The sequence below is a fragment of the Thalassotalea litorea genome (assembly GCF_043642205.1).
Classification (GTDB): domain Bacteria; phylum Pseudomonadota; class Gammaproteobacteria; order Enterobacterales; family Alteromonadaceae; genus Thalassotalea_A; species Thalassotalea_A litorea.
The window spans coordinates 15,244-29,337 of sequence record NZ_JBHZSG010000032.1 but is presented as its reverse complement, the minus strand read 5'-3'; the positions used below and the strand labels follow the sequence as shown (position 1 = coordinate 29,337).

Sequence of the window (14,094 nt, the reverse complement as noted above, 5' to 3'; positions counted from 1 at the left end):
GACGATATAAAGGGATTTATGGAATGTCGGGATATCATGGATGGTAATATCTCGACTAAGCACATCCATGTGCAAAATACCCTTTTCGCATCCTGCTATCCGGGCATACTTACGTCCATGTAAACCCTCCCTTGCTACCATCCCTGGTTCGGGAGGAAAGATACATGGACGTATTGAATGTCGAGATATCATGGATGGTAATATCTCGACGATATAAAGGGATTTATGGAATGTCGGGATATCATGGATGGTAATATCTCGACTAAGCACATCCATGTGCAAAAAAAAACGGAGCCCTAAGGCTCCGTTTTTCGATTCGAATAAATTCGATTAAGCTTCAGCTGAAACTTCTTGAGTCTCTTCCACAGCTTCTTCAACTGCTGGACGATCTACAAGTTCAACATAAGCCATAGGCGCTTTATCACCAGTACGGTAACCGCATTTAAGAATGCGAGTATAACCACCTGGACGCTCTTGGTAACGAGGACCAAGTTCGCTGAATAAAATACCTACTACTTCCTGGTCGCGTGTGCGAGCAAATGCCAAGCGGCGGTTTGCTACACTGTCGTTCTTGGCCAAAGTGATTAGTGGCTCAATAACGCGACGCAATTCTTTAGCTTTAGGCACAGTAGTCTTGATGACGCCGTGCTTTACTAAAGAGCTAGCCATATTGCGGAACATCGCCTGGCGATGACTGCTATTACGGTTTAACTGGCGACCGCTTTTACGATGGCGCATAAGTTAATCCTTATCTCTTAAACTATTAAACGATGATCGATTTAGTCGTTATCAGCGATGCTTTCAGGTGGCCAATTCTCTAGGCGCATACCTAAAGATAAACCACGAGACGCTAACACGTCTTTGATTTCAGTCAGTGACTTCTTACCTAAGTTAGGTGTTTTAAGAAGTTCGACTTCTGCACGCTGTACTAAATCACCAATGTACTGAATCGCTTCTGCTTTTAAACAGTTGGCTGAACGTACAGTTAGCTCTAAATCATCAACTGGACGAAGAAGAATCGGATCGAAAGCTGGTTTCTCTTCTTTTACTTCTTCTTCTCTAACGTCACGTAGATCAACGAACGCATCAAGCTGTTCAGCTAAGATGGTAGAAGCACGACGAATCGCTTCTTCTGGATCAAGTGTGCCATTAGTTTCCATATCGATAACTAGCTTATCTAAATCTGTACGCTGCTCAACACGAGCCGAGTCAACGTCATAAGCAATTCTTTCAACAGGACTGAATGACGCGTCAACTAGCAAACGGCCAATTGCGCGATCTTCTTCTTCGGCATTGCGACGAGTAGAAGCAGGTACATAACCACGACCCATTTCTACTTTAATGCGCATGCTGATTTCGCCGTCACCTGTCAGATGACAGATAACGTGTTCAGGATTAGCGATAGTTACATCGCCATCATGCTGAATATCAGCGGCCAGTACAGGGCCCTGACCTGACTTAGATAAAGTTAAAACTGCCTCAGTTTTGCCTTCTAAACCAACGGCCAGGCCTTTAAGGTTCAACAAGATCTCGATGATGTCCTCTTGAACACCTTCTTTACTGCTGTATTCGTGCAATACGCCATCTATTTCAACTTCCGTCACTGCACATCCTGGCATAGACGAAAGTAAGATGCGGCGTAACGCATTACCTAAAGTGTGACCAAAACCACGTTCAAGTGGCTCTAATGTTACCTTAGCGCGAGTGGTACTAACGTTCTCAATGCCCACTAGTTTCGGCTTAAGGAATTCGGTTACAGAACCCTGCATTATTGTCCTCTCTTAAAGTTCAGCTTTATTTCGAGTAAAGCTCGACAATCAACTGTTCATTAATCTCTGCTGATAGGTCAGAACGATCAGGTATACGTTTAAATACACCTTCCATTTTCTTATTATCAACTTCAACCCAGACTGGTTTCTCACGTTGATCGGCCAATTCTAAAGCAGCGACGATACGTGCTTGAGTTTTTGCTTTCTCACGAATAGAAACAACATCTTCTGGTTTAACAGCGAAAGATGGAATATTAACAACTTTACCGTTTACAACGATAGCCTTGTGGCTAACTAGCTGACGAGCTTCTGCACGTGTAGATGCATAACCCATACGGTAGACAACGTTGTCCAAACGCTTCTCTAAAAGTTGTAACAAGTTCTCACCTGTATTGCCTTTTAGACGAGCAGCTTCTTTGTAGTAATTACGGAACTGCTTTTCCAACACACCGTAAATACGACGAACTTTCTGCTTCTCACGAAGCTGTACACCATAGTCAGAAAGACGACCGCGACGGGCACCGTGCTGACCTGGAATAGTTTCGATTTTACATTTCGTATCAATTGCCCTAACACCACTTTTTAGGAACAAATCTGTTCCTTCGCGGCGGCTAAGTTTTAGCTTAGGACCTAAATATCTTGCCATGTTCTTTCTCCAACTATCCTAAAAACGTTATACGCGACGCTTTTTAGGAGGACGACAACCATTATGAGGAATAGGAGTCACGTCAGTAATGTTGGTGATTTTAAAACCAGCAGCATTTAAAGCACGGATTGCAGACTCACGTCCAGGTCCCGGGCCTTTAACGAACACTTCAATATTCTTCAAACCAAACTCTTGTGCAGCTTTACCTGCACGGTCAGCAGCTACTTGAGCCGCAAATGGAGTAGATTTACGTGAACCACGGAAACCTGAACCACCTGCAGTCGCCCAAGACAATGCATTACCTTGACGATCCGTCAGAGTTACGATTGTGTTGTTGAAAGATGCATGGATATGAGCCATGCCATCAGCAACTTGCTTTTTAACGCGCTTACGAGCGCGAGTTGGTGTTTTAGCCATGTCTAATTACCTCGTTACTTTTTAATCGGCTTACGAGGACCTTTACGGGTGCGCGCATTAGTCTTAGTGCGTTGACCACGTAGAGGTAGACTGCGACGATGGCGTAAACCACGATAACAGCCAAGGTCCATCAGACGCTTGATGTTCATTGAAACTTCACGACGTAAATCACCTTCTACGGTAAATTTCGCCACTTCGGTACGAAGCAAATCAATTTGAGCTTCGTCTAATTCACTGATCTTGGTAGATTCTGCGATACCAGCGTTCGCGCAAATTTCTTTTGCACGAGTTGCACCGATACCGTAAATCGCAGTAATAGCAATTACTGCATGCTTACGATCAGGGATGTTAATGCCAGCGATACGGGCCACTAACACATCTCCTATATTAAGGTTAAAAGAAAACCGGTTGAAAAGCCCGTTAGGATACTCAACCAGCAATATTTTTGCAAATCAAAGTGTCATTAATTAACAATTAATGACACTTTCCAAGATTAGCCCTGCCTTTGCTTGTGCTTTGGCTCACTGCAAATTACACGTACTACACCAGCACGCTTAACAACTTTACAGTTACGACAAATCTTCTTCACGGATGCACGAACTTTCATCTTATACTCCGTTACCTATCGGCCATAGCCTTTTAGGTTTGCTTTTTTCAGCACATTGTCATATTGATGTGACATCAAATGAGTCTGTACTTGTGCCATGAAATCCATGATAACGACAACGATAATCAATAATGAAGTACCGCCGAAATAGAACTGAACGTTCCAAAACATCATCATAAACTCAGGAACCAAACAAATAATAGTAATGTATAAAGCACCTGCCAGAGTCAGGCGAGTCATTACTTTATCAATATATCTGGAGGTTTGCTCACCAGGACGAATACCCGGGATAAACGCACCAGACTTCTTCAAGTTATCTGCTGTTTCACGCGGATTGAAAACCAATGCCGTGTAGAAAAAGCAGAAAAAGATTATTGCTGCTGCATAAAGCATTACATATAGCGGTTGACCAGGCGACATAGCAAGAGAAACTTCCTGCAAAACGTCGGCCATACCACCTTCACCTTGACCAAACCAACTGGCAATTGTACCAGGAAATAGAATGATACTAGAGGCGAAAATAGGAGGAATTACACCCGCCATGTTAACTTTCAATGGTAAATGCGTACTTTGCGCTGCAAACACCTTGCGACCTTTTTGTTGCTTGGCGTAGTTTACAACGATACGGCGTTGGCCGCGTTCCACAAATACCACGAAGAAAGTTACCAGGAAGACAACTGCTCCGATAATCAATAATGCTAACAGGTGCAAATCACCTTGACGCGCCATTTCCGCTGTTTGACCAACGGCAGATGGCAAGCCAGCAACGATACCAGCAAAAATCAGGATAGAGATACCATTACCAATACCACGTTCTGTAATTTGCTCACCTAACCACATCAAAAACATGGTGCCGGTAACCAAAGAAACCATTGCAGTAAAGATAAATCCAGGACCTGGGTTTATTACCAGGCCAGGCATCATACCCGGAAGACCATTTGCAATTGCAAATGACTGAACCGTTGCTAGTAGCAAAGTGCCGTAACGGGTGTACTGGCTGATTTTACGACGTCCGGCTTCACCTTCTTTCTTTAACTCTTGCATACTCGGCACAATATGTGTGCTGATTTGCATGATAATCGAAGCTGAAATGTACGGCATAATACCAAGTGCCAGCACAGAGGCCCGCTCAAGTGCACCACCAGAGAACATGTTAAACATTTCTGCGATGGTGCCCTTTTGTTGTTCAAACAACTGAGCAAGTACAGCGGCGTCAATACCAGGGATTGGTACAAATGATCCTAAACGGAAAACGATAATCGCTCCGAGTACAAACAATAATCTTTGTTTCAGCTCAGACAAACCGCCTTGAGCTTTACTTTCCATTCCTGGTGTAGCCATAAGTGTACTATTCCTCTATTGTACCACCGGCAGCTTCAATCGCTGCACGAGCACCCTTTGTTACTGCCAGGCCACGAACCGTAATCTTACGGTTAATTTCACCAGATAACATGATCTTTGCAGATTCAATGTTACGAGTGATAATGCCTGCGTCTTTAAGCGCGTGAATATCAACAACATCACCGTTGATTTGGTTTAATTCGTGTAAACGTACTTCAGCGCGAACTAAAGATTTACGCGACGTGAAACCAAACTTAGGTAAACGTTGCTTAAGTGGCATCTGACCGCCTTCAAAACCAGGACGAATACCACCGCCTGAACGTGATTTTTGGCCTTTATGACCGCGACCACCTGTTTTGCCTAGACCAGAACCAATACCACGTCCAACACGCTTCTTGGCTGATTTTGCGCCAGGTGCAGGAGATAATGTGTTTAAATGCATTGTTTAGCCCTCCACCTTAACCATGTATGCAACCTTGTTAATCATACCACGAACCGATGGAGTATCTTCTAACTCTACCGTATGACGGATACGACGTAAACCCAGGCCTTTTAATGTAGCTCTATGAGTCGGTAAACGACCGATAGAACTTTTGATTTGAGTTACTTTAACAGTCTTAGCCATTGTCTATTACCCCAGAATGTCAGTAACGTTTAAGCCACGCTTAGCAGCAACGGTTTCTGGCGATTTCATATTAGCCAGAGCACCGATGGTGGCGCGAACAACGTTAATCGGGTTAGTAGAACCGTATGCTTTTGACAATACGTTCTGAACGCCAGCTACTTCAAGTACTGCACGCATCGCACCACCGGCGATGATACCTGTACCTTCAGAAGCAGGTTGCATGTAAACTTGTGAACCAGAGTGCTTACCTTTTACAGCGTGCTGTAAAGTGGTGCCTTTAAGGTCGATGTTTACGATATTACGGCGAGCCTTTTCCATTGCTTTTTGGATAGCGGCAGGAACTTCACGAGCCTTACCATAACCAAAACCAACACGACCGTTGCCGTCACCAACTACTGTTAGTGCAGTGAAGCTGAAGATACGACCACCTTTAACCACTTTAGATACGCGGTTAACAGCGATTAGCTTTTCAGCGAATTCACTTTGTTGTGTGTTTTCTACATTAGCCATTATCTACTCCTAGAATTTAAGGCCAGCTTCGCGAGCTGCTTCTGCTAACGCTTTCACGCGACCGTGGTACAAGAAACCTGAACGATCGAATGCAACGTCAGTGATGCCTTTGGCTGCCGCACGCTCAGCGATGGCTTTACCAACGGCTGCTGCTGCGTCTTTGTTACCAGTAGCGTTCACTTCTTCACGAACTGCTTTATCTAAAGTCGATGCCGCAGCAATAACTTCAGAACCGTTCGCAGCAATAAGTTGCGCGTAAATGTGGCGAGGAGTACGGTGTACGACTAAACGATTCGCACCCAGCTCGCTGATTTTTGCACGTGTACGTTTTGCACGGCGTAAACGAGATGTTTTCTTATCCATCGTATTACCCTACTTCTTCTTAGCTTCTTTACGACGTACCACTTCATCGCTATAACGAATACCTTTGCCTTTGTATGGCTCTGGCTTACGGTAAGCGCGAATATTGGCAGCCACCTGACCTACCAACTGCTTGTCTGCACCTTTCAGTACAACTTCAGTTTGGCTAGGAGTTTCAACGGTGATTCCAGCAGGAATCGCGTGGTCAACCGGGTGAGAAAAACCTAAAGCTAGGTTTAAGTTCTTACCAGCAGCTTTCGCACGGTAACCAACACCGTTTAAAATTAAACGTTTTTCGAAACCAGTACTTACACCAACAACCATATTGTTGATTAGTGCACGAGCAGTACCAGCTTGTGCCCAAGCGCCTTTACCGTCGTTAGCTACCGTAGTAACGATTTGGTTTTCTTCTTGAGAAACCGCAACGTCACTATTGATAGTACGAGATAATTCGCCAACAGGACCTTTAACTGTGATGGTTTGACCAGATAACGTAACAGTAACGCCAGCAGGTACATTCACAGGTGCTTTTGCAACACGAGACATATTTCTGCTCCTTACGCTACGATACCGATGATTTCGCCACCAAGACCCGCATTGCGAGCGGCGCGGTCAGTCATCAAACCTTTAGAAGTAGAAACAATAGCAACACCTAGACCAGCTAGTACTTGCGGAAGCTCATCACGACCTTTGTATACACGCAGACCTGGACGAGAAACACGCTTAATTGTTTCAATTACTTCTTTACCTTCGAAATATTTCAAAGTGACTTCTAACTGAGGCTTAGCTTCAGTAGATACTTCAAAACCGTTAATATAGCCTTCTTCTTTAAGCAAGTTAGCAATTGCTACTTTTAGCTTGGAAGACGGCATAGTTACTGCAACTTTATGTGCAGATTGACCGTTACGGATGCGTGTAAACATATCCGCGATAGGATCAGTCATCATAATCGCTTACTCCCTTACCAACTTGCTTTCTTAAGACCAGGAACTTCACCACGCATGGTTGCTTCACGAAGCTTGATACGGCTTAAGCCGAACTTACGTAAATAACCGTGTGGACGACCAGTAACGTTACAACGATTACGTTGACGGCTGCTGCTCGAATCACGAGGTAAAGATTGTAGTTTTAGTACTGCATCCCAACGCTCTTCTTCCGAAGAGTTCACGCTAGAGATGATCTCTTTTAGTTCGCGACGCTTTTCAGCGTATTTTGCGACTAATTTCGCACGTTTTGCTTCACGTGCTTTCATAGATGATTTAGCCATACTCTACACCTTATTTCTTAAACGGGAAGTTAAAGGCAGTCAGCAAAGCACGACCTTCCGCATCAGATTTCGCAGTAGTAGTGATAGTAATATCCATACCACGAATCTTATCGACTTTATCGTAGTCGATTTCAGGAAATATGATTTGCTCACGCACGCCCATGCTGTAGTTACCACGGCCATCGAACGATTTAGGGTTCAAGCCACGGAAGTCACGGATACGAGGAACTGAGATTGAAATTAAACGCTCAAAGAAGTCCCACATGCGTTCACCGCGTAGAGTTACTTTTGCACCAATAGGGTAGCCTTCACGGATTTTAAAACCAGCAACAGATTTGCGGGCTTTAGTCACCATAGGCTTCTGACCTGAGATTGCAGCAAGATCATTGGTTGCGTTATCTAATACTTTCTTATCAGAAATCGCTTCACCAACACCCATGTTCAGGGTGATCTTTTCAATCCGAGGGACTTGCATGACACTTTTGTATCCGAACTCTTTGGTCAGTTCAGCAACAACTGTATCTTTGTATAAATCATGCAGTTTCGCCATCGTTTACTCCAAATTAAACTAATTCGTTATTAGACTTGAAGAAGCGGACTTTCTTGCCATCTTCAATTCTAAAACCTACACGATCTGCCTTGCCAGAGGCAGGGTTTTTGATCGCGACGTTAGATACGTCGATAGCAGCTTCTTGGTCAATGATGCCACCAGCTTGCTGTAACTGAGGTACAGGTTTTTGGTGTTTCTTAACTAAGTTGATGCCTTCAACGAAAACTTTTCCTTCAGCTGAAAGAACTTTAGTGACTTTGCCACTTTTGCCCTTATCTTTACCAGCTAGGATTACTACTTCGTCATTCTGACGAATTTTAGAGGCCATTATCAGACTCCTTAAAGTACTTCTGGAGCTAATGATACGATCTTCATGAACTTCTCAGTTCGTAATTCACGTGTCACTGGCCCGAAAATACGGGTACCAATTGGCTGTAAATTTGCATTAAGCATTACAGCTGCGTTGCCATCAAAACGAATGGCTGAGCCATCCTGACGACGAACGCCCTTTCTAGTGCGCACCACTACAGCATTTAGTACATCACCTTTCTTCACTTTACCGCGAGGAATTGCTTCTTTAACAGAAACTTTGATGATGTCACCAATGCCAGCATAGCGACGGTGCGAGCCACCTAGAACCTTTATACATTGCACGCGTCGAGCGCCGCTGTTATCAGCAACGTCTAGCTGTGATTGCATTTGGATCATTTTATGTGCTCCGCTGTTGTTAAAATTCAAGGTTATCAAAATAACCCTTCACTGCCTTATACCGCTGCTCCAAGCCGAAACCGGGAATCAACGGGCGCGAGATTATAACACTAGATAACTAAAAGTGGTACTTTATTTAAGCAAAAAAACAAGGTTCACAATAAAGACCTTGCAACAAGCTTCATACAGTATTGCTAACTATAAGAAAAACAACAAAATATTACTGAATATTTGATAACAATTCGTTACCAAAACCTGAGCGTTCAGGACATTTAGCTATGTTTAAATGGTATCCAATAAACGTCTAAAAAATAGTAAATTATCGAGTGCTAATAAAATCACTATTTATTAACCCTTATATTGTACTGTTTGTATGAAAAACAAGCAGCCAATGTTACAAAACGGTTACTTACAGAAAGAATAAATAGATGCAATCGCCGAATTGAGAATAGGCGTTAGAAAAAGGGATTTAATGAATAGGTTAGGTCGCAGTGCACTTACTGATTAAGCCCTGGAAGATAAAAGATCCGAATATCCACTCTAAACCCTATCATTACATCCATATATATGCCCTAACCGCTCCTGCTAACCGGGCATACTTACATCCCTGTAATAAAAAAACCCTGCCGGAGCAGGGTTTTTTAAAGGTAACAATTAAAGCTTAAATTAAGCTTTAGTCACAACGTCAACCAAAGTCCAAGATTTGCTCTTAGAGATTGGTGCACATTCGCGAATAGTTACTAAATCACCTTCGTTACATACGTTTTCTTCATCATGCGCTTTCAACTTAGTTGAACGGATCATGAATTTTCCGTAGATAGGGTGCTTAACACGACGCTCAATCAGGACAGTGATAGACTTATCCATTTTGTCACTGATGACGCGGCCTTGTAGAGTACGAATATTTTCGCTCATTATGATGCTGCCTTCTGTGAAATGATAGTCTTAACACGTGCGATATCGCGACGTACGTTACGTAGCAAATGTGTTTGAGCTAGCTGACCTGTGCTTGCTTGCATGCGATAGTTAAACTGTTCGCGCAATAAGCTTAGTAATTCAGCATTAAGCTCTTCAATGCTTTTATCTTTAAGTTCGCTAGCTTTCATTACATTACCGTCCGAGTTACGAAAGTTGTTTTGAACGGAAGTTTAGCCGCCGCAAGAGCAAAAGCTTCGCGCGCTAACTCTTCTGAAACACCTTCCATTTCATAAAGAACACGACCTGGCTGAATTTGGCATACCCAATATTCAACACTACCTTTACCTTTACCCATACGAACCTCAAGAGGTTTCTTGGTAATAGGCTTGTCAGGGAAAACTCGAATCCAAATTTTACCTTGACGTTTGACGTGACGCGTCATAGCACGACGAGCCGCTTCGATTTGACGAGCAGTCATACGACCACGCGCAACCGATTTCAAACCATAAGTACCGAAGCTAACTGAGTTACCAGTGTCTGCAAGACCACGGTTACGCAGCTTAAATTGCTTACGGAATTTAGTACGTTTTGGTTGTAACATTACTGATTCCCCTACTTACTGCCTTTGCCTTTGCCTTTTCTTTTAGGCTTAGCTGGTGCTTCTACCTGTGCAGGCATACCACCAATAACTTCACCTTTAAAGATCCAGACTTTAACACCGATAATACCGTAAGTGGTATTAGCTTCAGCCGTTGCGTAATCGATATCAGCACGTAATGTGTGAAGCGGTACACGACCTTCACGATACCATTCAGAACGAGCAATTTCTGCACCGCCTAAACGACCGCTTACTTCAACCTTGATACCTTTAGCACCTAGACGCATTGCGTTTTGCACGGCGCGCTTCATCGCACGACGGAACATAACACGACGTTCTAGTTGGCTAGTGATACTTTCAGCAACTAGCGCTGCATCAGTTTCAGGCTTGCGAACTTCAGCAATGTTGATCTGAGCTGGAACGCCGGCAATTAGAGAAACTTTCTTACGTAATTTCTCAACATCTTCGCCTTTCTTACCAATTACAACACCTGGACGGGCTGTATGGATAGTTACGCGAATCGACTTAGCTGGACGCTCAATGACGATTTTTGATAAAGAAGCACGCTTCAATTCTTTAGTAAGATAAGCACGAACTTCGTGGTCACCTTTCAAATTGCTGGCGTATTCTTTGCTGCTTGCAAACCAAGTAGACGCAAAAGGTTTCGTGATACCTAATCGAATACCGGTAGGATGTACTTTTTGACCCATACTAATACTCTCCTAGTTATCAGATACAACCACAGTAATGTGGCTAGTACGCTTCAGGATACGATCCGCGCGACCTTTCGCACGAGGCTTAATACGTTTCATTGTAGGACCATCGTCAACCATAATGGTTTTAACGAATAATTCATCAATGTCTGCACCTTCGTTGTGTTCAGCATTAGCAATGGCTGAGTCAAGAACTTTCTTAACCAAAACAGCAGCTGATTTGTTGCTGTAAGTTAAGATTTCAAGTGCTTTCTCAACTTGCAAACCGCGGATTTGGTCAACGACCAATCGAGCTTTCTGAGCTGAACCACGGGCAAATTTATGTTTAGCAATAGCTTCCATCGAATTTCCCCTTATCTTTTCTTCGCTTTCTTATCGGCAGCATGACCGCGATAAGTACGAGTTGGTGCAAATTCACCCAGTTTGTGACCAATCATTTCATCGGTAACAAACACAGGAACGTGTTGACGGCCATTATGGACAGCGATGGTCAATCCGATCATGTTTGGAATGATCATTGAACGACGGGACCAAGTCTTAATTGGTTTTTTATTCCCGCTTTCCAAAGCTTTCTCTACCTTCGTCAACAAGTGTAGGTCGATAAATGGACCTTTCTTGAGAGAACGTGGCATGGTAATTCCTCTTTATAATTACTTAGTACGACGACGGACAATAAACTTGTCAGTGCGCTTGTTTTTACGGGTTTTGTAACCTTTAGTAGGTACACCCCATGGCGATACTGGGTGACGGCCACCTGAAGTTTTACCTTCACCACCACCGTGCGGGTGATCAACCGGGTTCATAGCAACACCACGAACGGTTGGGCGAACACCGCGCCAGCGTGAAGCACCTGCTTTACCTAAAGAGCGAAGCATGTGTTCAGCGTTACCAATTTCACCAAGAGTCGCGCGACATTCCGCTTCAACTTTACGCATTTCGCCAGAGCGAAGACGTAGAGTTACATAAGCGCCGTCTTTAGCAACTAATTGTGCATAGGTACCAGCAGCACGTGCGATTTGAGCGCCTTTACCAGGCTTAAGCTCGATCGCATGGATAACGCTACCTAGTGGTACATTGCGAAGTGGCAATGTGTTACCAGTAGCAATTGGTGCATCAACACCAGACTGGACAGAATCGCCAGCTTTCAGGCCTTTTGGAGCCAGGATGTATTTACGCTCACCGTCTGCATAAAGTACAAGTGCAATGTTTGCACTACGGTTTGGATCATATTCCAAACGCTCTACTTTCGCTGGGATACCGTCTTTATTACGTTTAAAGTCGACAAGACGATAGTGATGCTTGTGACCACCACCAACGTGACGAACGGTAATACGACCAGTATTATTACGACCACCAGACTTAGAGTTTTTCTCTAACAATGGAGCGTAAGGCTTGCCTTTGTACAGATCCGGGTTTACCACTTTTACGACGTGGCGACGACCCGGAGAAGTAGGCTTACATTTAACAATAGCCATTTTAGTAACCTCTCCTATTACTCTGCGCCGCCGACGAAGTCGATGTCGCTACCTTCTTTAAGAGTCACGTAAGCTTTTTTCCAATCGCTACGACGGCCCATACGCGCACCAGTGCGCTTAGCCTTACCCTTAACATTTAGAGTGCGAACACCTGTCACTTCAACTTCGAAAAGTTTCTCAACAGCCGCTTTGATTTCAGCTTTATTGGCATCCGTAGCTACTTTGAAAACAACAGTGTTGTTTGCTTCAGCAGACATGGTTGCTTTTTCAGAAATGTTTGGTGCCATTAACACCTTCAACAAACGTTCTTCGTTGATCATGCTAACATCTCCTCAATTTGCTTAACTGCATCAGCAGTTACCAATACTTTCTCGAAACCAACCAGGCTAACAGGATCGATACCAGCTACGTCACGAACGTCAACTTTGTACAAGTTGCGAGCAGATAAGAACAAGTTCTCATCAACTTCTGAAGTTACGATCAATACGTCTTTTAACTCCAGTTCTTTTAGCTTAGCTACCAATTCTTTAGTTTTAGGTGTTTCTACCGCAAAGTTATTTACTACAACTAGACGCTCTTGACGTACTAGTTCAGAAAGGATGCTTTTGATCGCACCACGATACATTTTACGGTTTACTTTTTGGCTGTGATCCTGAGGTTTAGCAGCGAATGTTACGCCACCTGTACGCCAGATTGGACCACGAGTAGTACCAGCACGTGCACGGCCAGTACCTTTTTGACGCCATGGCTTCTTGCCACCGCCGCTAACTTCTGAACGAGTCTTTTGAGCACGAGTACCTTGACGAGCACCTGCTGCATATGCAACAACTACCTGATGTACTAGAGCTTCATTAAACTCACGTCCAAAGGTTGCTTCGGAAACTTCAAGAGCGCCTGATGCGTCTTTTAATGCTAATTCCATCACAAATCTCCTCAGACGTTAGGCTTTAACAGCTGGTTTAACAATCACGTTGCTGTTAGTAGCGCCAGGTACTGCACCTTTAATAAGAAGCAGATTGCGCTCAGCGTCAACGCGAACTAATTCAAGGTTTTGAGTAGTAACTTTCTCAGCACCCATGTGACCAGACATTTTTTTGCCTTTAAATACACGACCTGGTGTTTGACACTGGCCGATAGAACCGTTTGAACGGTGAGAGATAGAGTTACCGTGAGTAGCATCTTGCATAGAGAAATTCCAGCGCTTGATACCACCTTGGAAACCTTTACCTTTTGAAGTACCAGTAACATCTACTAGTTTGGTTTCATTTAAAACTTCAACAGTTAATTCACTGCCAGTTTCAACACCTTCACCTTCACCGTCTGCTAAACGGAATTCCCACAGACCACGGCCTGCTTCGATACCTGCTTTAGCAAAGTGACCTGCTAACGGCTTGGTAACACGGTTAGCTTTCTTGCTACCAGTAGTTACCTGTAATGCGCGATAACCATCGTTTTCAAGAGTTTTTACTTGAGCAACGCGGTTCGCTTCAACTTCTACGACTGTAACTGGAATTGAAACGCCATCTTCAGTGAAGATACGAGTCATGCCCACTTTACGTCCGACTAAACCAATAGTCATAGTCAAAACTC

The 14,094-nt window shown here is 43.8% G+C and carries 27 protein-coding genes; all 27 read right to left on the bottom strand.

Annotated elements, in window-relative coordinates; genetic code table 11:
- Positions 1–330: 330 nt before the first annotated feature.
- The 27 genes from rplQ to rplC all read right to left on the bottom strand — a co-directional run bounded on the left by rplQ (position 331) and on the right by rplC (position 14,083).
- Positions 331–738, bottom strand: a complete 408-nt coding sequence (rplQ, locus tag ACHUFQ_RS12890; RefSeq protein ID WP_138321584.1) for a 50S ribosomal protein L17 — start codon at positions 736–738, stop codon at positions 331–333.
- Between the two features lie 41 nt (positions 739–779).
- Positions 780–1,769: a DNA-directed RNA polymerase subunit alpha gene (locus ACHUFQ_RS12885; RefSeq protein WP_394176105.1), complete on the bottom strand. Its 990-nt coding sequence runs from the start codon at positions 1,767–1,769 to the stop codon at positions 780–782.
- A 25-nt stretch (positions 1,770–1,794) separates the two neighbouring features.
- The gene (gene rpsD, locus ACHUFQ_RS12880; protein ID WP_394176104.1) at positions 1,795–2,415 is read right to left on the bottom strand and encodes a 30S ribosomal protein S4; all 621 of its coding nucleotides are present in this window, start codon (positions 2,413–2,415) and stop codon (positions 1,795–1,797) included.
- Between the two features lie 27 nt (positions 2,416–2,442).
- On the bottom strand, positions 2,443–2,832 hold the full coding sequence (gene rpsK / locus ACHUFQ_RS12875) for a 30S ribosomal protein S11 (protein WP_136736752.1): 390 nt from the start codon (positions 2,830–2,832) through the stop codon (positions 2,443–2,445).
- Positions 2,833–2,846: 14 nt separating this feature from the next.
- Positions 2,847–3,203 (bottom strand): 30S ribosomal protein S13, encoded by a 357-nt coding sequence (gene rpsM, locus ACHUFQ_RS12870; protein WP_394176103.1) that lies wholly within the window; start codon positions 3,201–3,203, stop codon positions 2,847–2,849.
- 122 nt (positions 3,204–3,325) lie between these two features.
- Positions 3,326–3,439 carry a 50S ribosomal protein L36 gene (gene rpmJ, locus ACHUFQ_RS12865; RefSeq protein ID WP_009839384.1) on the bottom strand — a complete coding sequence of 38 codons (114 nt, stop codon included), beginning with the start codon at positions 3,437–3,439 and terminating at the stop codon, positions 3,326–3,328.
- 15 nt (positions 3,440–3,454) lie between these two features.
- Positions 3,455–4,780 carry a preprotein translocase subunit SecY gene (secY, locus tag ACHUFQ_RS12860; RefSeq protein ID WP_394176102.1) on the bottom strand — a complete coding sequence of 442 codons (1,326 nt, stop codon included), beginning with the start codon at positions 4,778–4,780 and terminating at the stop codon, positions 3,455–3,457.
- A 7-nt stretch (positions 4,781–4,787) separates the two neighbouring features.
- Positions 4,788–5,222: a 50S ribosomal protein L15 gene (rplO, locus tag ACHUFQ_RS12855; RefSeq protein ID WP_138321591.1), complete on the bottom strand. Its 435-nt coding sequence runs from the start codon at positions 5,220–5,222 to the stop codon at positions 4,788–4,790.
- Positions 5,223–5,225: 3 nt separating this feature from the next.
- On the bottom strand, positions 5,226–5,405 hold the full coding sequence (rpmD, locus tag ACHUFQ_RS12850; protein WP_138321593.1) for a 50S ribosomal protein L30: 180 nt from the start codon (positions 5,403–5,405) through the stop codon (positions 5,226–5,228).
- A 6-nt stretch (positions 5,406–5,411) separates the two neighbouring features.
- The gene (gene rpsE, locus ACHUFQ_RS12845; protein ID WP_138321595.1) at positions 5,412–5,915 is read right to left on the bottom strand and encodes a 30S ribosomal protein S5; all 504 of its coding nucleotides are present in this window, start codon (positions 5,913–5,915) and stop codon (positions 5,412–5,414) included.
- A 9-nt stretch (positions 5,916–5,924) separates the two neighbouring features.
- Positions 5,925–6,278 (bottom strand): 50S ribosomal protein L18, encoded by a 354-nt coding sequence (rplR, locus tag ACHUFQ_RS12840; RefSeq protein ID WP_394176101.1) that lies wholly within the window; start codon positions 6,276–6,278, stop codon positions 5,925–5,927.
- A gap of 9 nt (positions 6,279–6,287) precedes the next feature.
- The gene (gene rplF / locus ACHUFQ_RS12835) at positions 6,288–6,821 is read right to left on the bottom strand and encodes a 50S ribosomal protein L6 (RefSeq protein WP_394176100.1); all 534 of its coding nucleotides are present in this window, start codon (positions 6,819–6,821) and stop codon (positions 6,288–6,290) included.
- Positions 6,822–6,832: 11 nt separating this feature from the next.
- Positions 6,833–7,225 carry a 30S ribosomal protein S8 gene (gene rpsH / locus ACHUFQ_RS12830; RefSeq protein ID WP_394176120.1) on the bottom strand — a complete coding sequence of 131 codons (393 nt, stop codon included), beginning with the start codon at positions 7,223–7,225 and terminating at the stop codon, positions 6,833–6,835.
- Positions 7,226–7,236: 11 nt separating this feature from the next.
- A complete protein-coding gene (gene rpsN, locus ACHUFQ_RS12825) occupies positions 7,237–7,542 on the bottom strand; it encodes a 30S ribosomal protein S14 (protein WP_144035044.1) in 306 nt (101 codons plus the stop codon).
- A gap of 10 nt (positions 7,543–7,552) precedes the next feature.
- Positions 7,553–8,092 (bottom strand): 50S ribosomal protein L5, encoded by a 540-nt coding sequence (rplE, locus tag ACHUFQ_RS12820; RefSeq protein WP_138321605.1) that lies wholly within the window; start codon positions 8,090–8,092, stop codon positions 7,553–7,555.
- A 13-nt stretch (positions 8,093–8,105) separates the two neighbouring features.
- Positions 8,106–8,420, bottom strand: a complete 315-nt coding sequence (gene rplX, locus ACHUFQ_RS12815; RefSeq protein ID WP_394176099.1) for a 50S ribosomal protein L24 — start codon at positions 8,418–8,420, stop codon at positions 8,106–8,108.
- A gap of 11 nt (positions 8,421–8,431) precedes the next feature.
- Positions 8,432–8,800 (bottom strand): 50S ribosomal protein L14, encoded by a 369-nt coding sequence (rplN, locus tag ACHUFQ_RS12810; RefSeq protein WP_136736739.1) that lies wholly within the window; start codon positions 8,798–8,800, stop codon positions 8,432–8,434.
- Between the two features lie 666 nt (positions 8,801–9,466).
- Positions 9,467–9,715, bottom strand: a complete 249-nt coding sequence (gene rpsQ / locus ACHUFQ_RS12805; RefSeq protein ID WP_394176098.1) for a 30S ribosomal protein S17 — start codon at positions 9,713–9,715, stop codon at positions 9,467–9,469.
- The gene (rpmC, locus tag ACHUFQ_RS12800; RefSeq protein WP_136736735.1) at positions 9,715–9,906 is read right to left on the bottom strand and encodes a 50S ribosomal protein L29; all 192 of its coding nucleotides are present in this window, start codon (positions 9,904–9,906) and stop codon (positions 9,715–9,717) included. The genes rpsQ and rpmC overlap by 1 nt, the downstream gene beginning before the upstream one ends.
- A complete protein-coding gene (rplP, locus tag ACHUFQ_RS12795; RefSeq protein ID WP_394176097.1) occupies positions 9,906–10,319 on the bottom strand; it encodes a 50S ribosomal protein L16 in 414 nt (137 codons plus the stop codon). Before rplP ends, rpmC begins: the two co-directional genes overlap by 1 nt.
- An 11-nt stretch (positions 10,320–10,330) precedes the next feature.
- Positions 10,331–11,026, bottom strand: coding sequence for a 30S ribosomal protein S3 (gene rpsC / locus ACHUFQ_RS12790; protein WP_394176096.1), 696 nt, complete (start codon positions 11,024–11,026; stop codon positions 10,331–10,333).
- A gap of 12 nt (positions 11,027–11,038) precedes the next feature.
- The gene (rplV, locus tag ACHUFQ_RS12785; RefSeq protein WP_394176095.1) at positions 11,039–11,371 is read right to left on the bottom strand and encodes a 50S ribosomal protein L22; all 333 of its coding nucleotides are present in this window, start codon (positions 11,369–11,371) and stop codon (positions 11,039–11,041) included.
- 11 nt (positions 11,372–11,382) lie between these two features.
- A complete protein-coding gene (rpsS, locus tag ACHUFQ_RS12780) occupies positions 11,383–11,661 on the bottom strand; it encodes a 30S ribosomal protein S19 (protein WP_135438210.1) in 279 nt (92 codons plus the stop codon).
- A gap of 18 nt (positions 11,662–11,679) precedes the next feature.
- A complete protein-coding gene (rplB, locus tag ACHUFQ_RS12775; protein WP_394176094.1) occupies positions 11,680–12,504 on the bottom strand; it encodes a 50S ribosomal protein L2 in 825 nt (274 codons plus the stop codon).
- 17 nt (positions 12,505–12,521) lie between these two features.
- Entirely contained in the window at positions 12,522–12,824 is a 303-nt protein-coding gene (gene rplW / locus ACHUFQ_RS12770) for a 50S ribosomal protein L23 (RefSeq protein ID WP_394176093.1), read from the bottom strand.
- A complete protein-coding gene (rplD, locus tag ACHUFQ_RS12765) occupies positions 12,821–13,426 on the bottom strand; it encodes a 50S ribosomal protein L4 (RefSeq protein WP_136736725.1) in 606 nt (201 codons plus the stop codon). Before rplD ends, rplW begins: the two co-directional genes overlap by 4 nt.
- An 18-nt stretch (positions 13,427–13,444) precedes the next feature.
- Entirely contained in the window at positions 13,445–14,083 is a 639-nt protein-coding gene (gene rplC / locus ACHUFQ_RS12760) for a 50S ribosomal protein L3 (RefSeq protein WP_394176092.1), read from the bottom strand.
- Between the last annotated feature and the right edge of the window lie 11 nt (positions 14,084–14,094).

Excerpts from the sequence above, each read along its gene's own strand:
- rplQ (WP_138321584.1), bottom strand. The coding sequence starts at position 738 with ATGCGCCATCGTAAAAGCGGTCGCCAGTTAAACCGTAATAGCAGTCAT.
- ACHUFQ_RS12885 (WP_394176105.1), bottom strand. The coding sequence starts at position 1,769 with ATGCAGGGTTCTGTAACCGAATTCCTTAAGCCGAAACTAGTGGGCATT.
- rpsD (WP_394176104.1), bottom strand. The coding sequence starts at position 2,415 with ATGGCAAGATATTTAGGTCCTAAGCTAAAACTTAGCCGCCGCGAAGGA.
- rpsK (WP_136736752.1), bottom strand. The coding sequence starts at position 2,832 with ATGGCTAAAACACCAACTCGCGCTCGTAAGCGCGTTAAAAAGCAAGTT.
- rpmJ (WP_009839384.1), bottom strand. The coding sequence starts at position 3,439 with ATGAAAGTTCGTGCATCCGTGAAGAAGATTTGTCGTAACTGTAAAGTT.
- secY (WP_394176102.1), bottom strand. The coding sequence starts at position 4,780 with ATGGCTACACCAGGAATGGAAAGTAAAGCTCAAGGCGGTTTGTCTGAG.
- rplO (WP_138321591.1), bottom strand. The coding sequence starts at position 5,222 with ATGCATTTAAACACATTATCTCCTGCACCTGGCGCAAAATCAGCCAAG.
- rpmD (WP_138321593.1), bottom strand. The coding sequence starts at position 5,405 with ATGGCTAAGACTGTTAAAGTAACTCAAATCAAAAGTTCTATCGGTCGT.
- rpsE (WP_138321595.1), bottom strand. The coding sequence starts at position 5,915 with ATGGCTAATGTAGAAAACACACAACAAAGTGAATTCGCTGAAAAGCTA.
- rplR (WP_394176101.1), bottom strand. The coding sequence starts at position 6,278 with ATGGATAAGAAAACATCTCGTTTACGCCGTGCAAAACGTACACGTGCA.
- rplF (WP_394176100.1), bottom strand. The coding sequence starts at position 6,821 with ATGTCTCGTGTTGCAAAAGCACCTGTGAATGTACCTGCTGGCGTTACT.
- rpsN (WP_144035044.1), bottom strand. The coding sequence starts at position 7,542 with ATGGCTAAATCATCTATGAAAGCACGTGAAGCAAAACGTGCGAAATTA.
- rplE (WP_138321605.1), bottom strand. The coding sequence starts at position 8,092 with ATGGCGAAACTGCATGATTTATACAAAGATACAGTTGTTGCTGAACTG.
- rplX (WP_394176099.1), bottom strand. The coding sequence starts at position 8,420 with ATGGCCTCTAAAATTCGTCAGAATGACGAAGTAGTAATCCTAGCTGGT.
- rplN (WP_136736739.1), bottom strand. The coding sequence starts at position 8,800 with ATGATCCAAATGCAATCACAGCTAGACGTTGCTGATAACAGCGGCGCT.
- rpsQ (WP_394176098.1), bottom strand. The coding sequence starts at position 9,715 with ATGAGCGAAAATATTCGTACTCTACAAGGCCGCGTCATCAGTGACAAA.
- rpmC (WP_136736735.1), bottom strand. The coding sequence starts at position 9,906 with ATGAAAGCTAGCGAACTTAAAGATAAAAGCATTGAAGAGCTTAATGCT.
- rplP (WP_394176097.1), bottom strand. The coding sequence starts at position 10,319 with ATGTTACAACCAAAACGTACTAAATTCCGTAAGCAATTTAAGCTGCGT.
- rpsC (WP_394176096.1), bottom strand. The coding sequence starts at position 11,026 with ATGGGTCAAAAAGTACATCCTACCGGTATTCGATTAGGTATCACGAAA.
- rplV (WP_394176095.1), bottom strand. The coding sequence starts at position 11,371 with ATGGAAGCTATTGCTAAACATAAATTTGCCCGTGGTTCAGCTCAGAAA.
- rpsS (WP_135438210.1), bottom strand. The coding sequence starts at position 11,661 with ATGCCACGTTCTCTCAAGAAAGGTCCATTTATCGACCTACACTTGTTG.
- rplB (WP_394176094.1), bottom strand. The coding sequence starts at position 12,504 with ATGGCTATTGTTAAATGTAAGCCTACTTCTCCGGGTCGTCGCCACGTC.
- rplW (WP_394176093.1), bottom strand. The coding sequence starts at position 12,824 with ATGATCAACGAAGAACGTTTGTTGAAGGTGTTAATGGCACCAAACATT.
- rplD (WP_136736725.1), bottom strand. The coding sequence starts at position 13,426 with ATGGAATTAGCATTAAAAGACGCATCAGGCGCTCTTGAAGTTTCCGAA.
- rplC (WP_394176092.1), bottom strand. The coding sequence starts at position 14,083 with ATGACTATTGGTTTAGTCGGACGTAAAGTGGGCATGACTCGTATCTTC.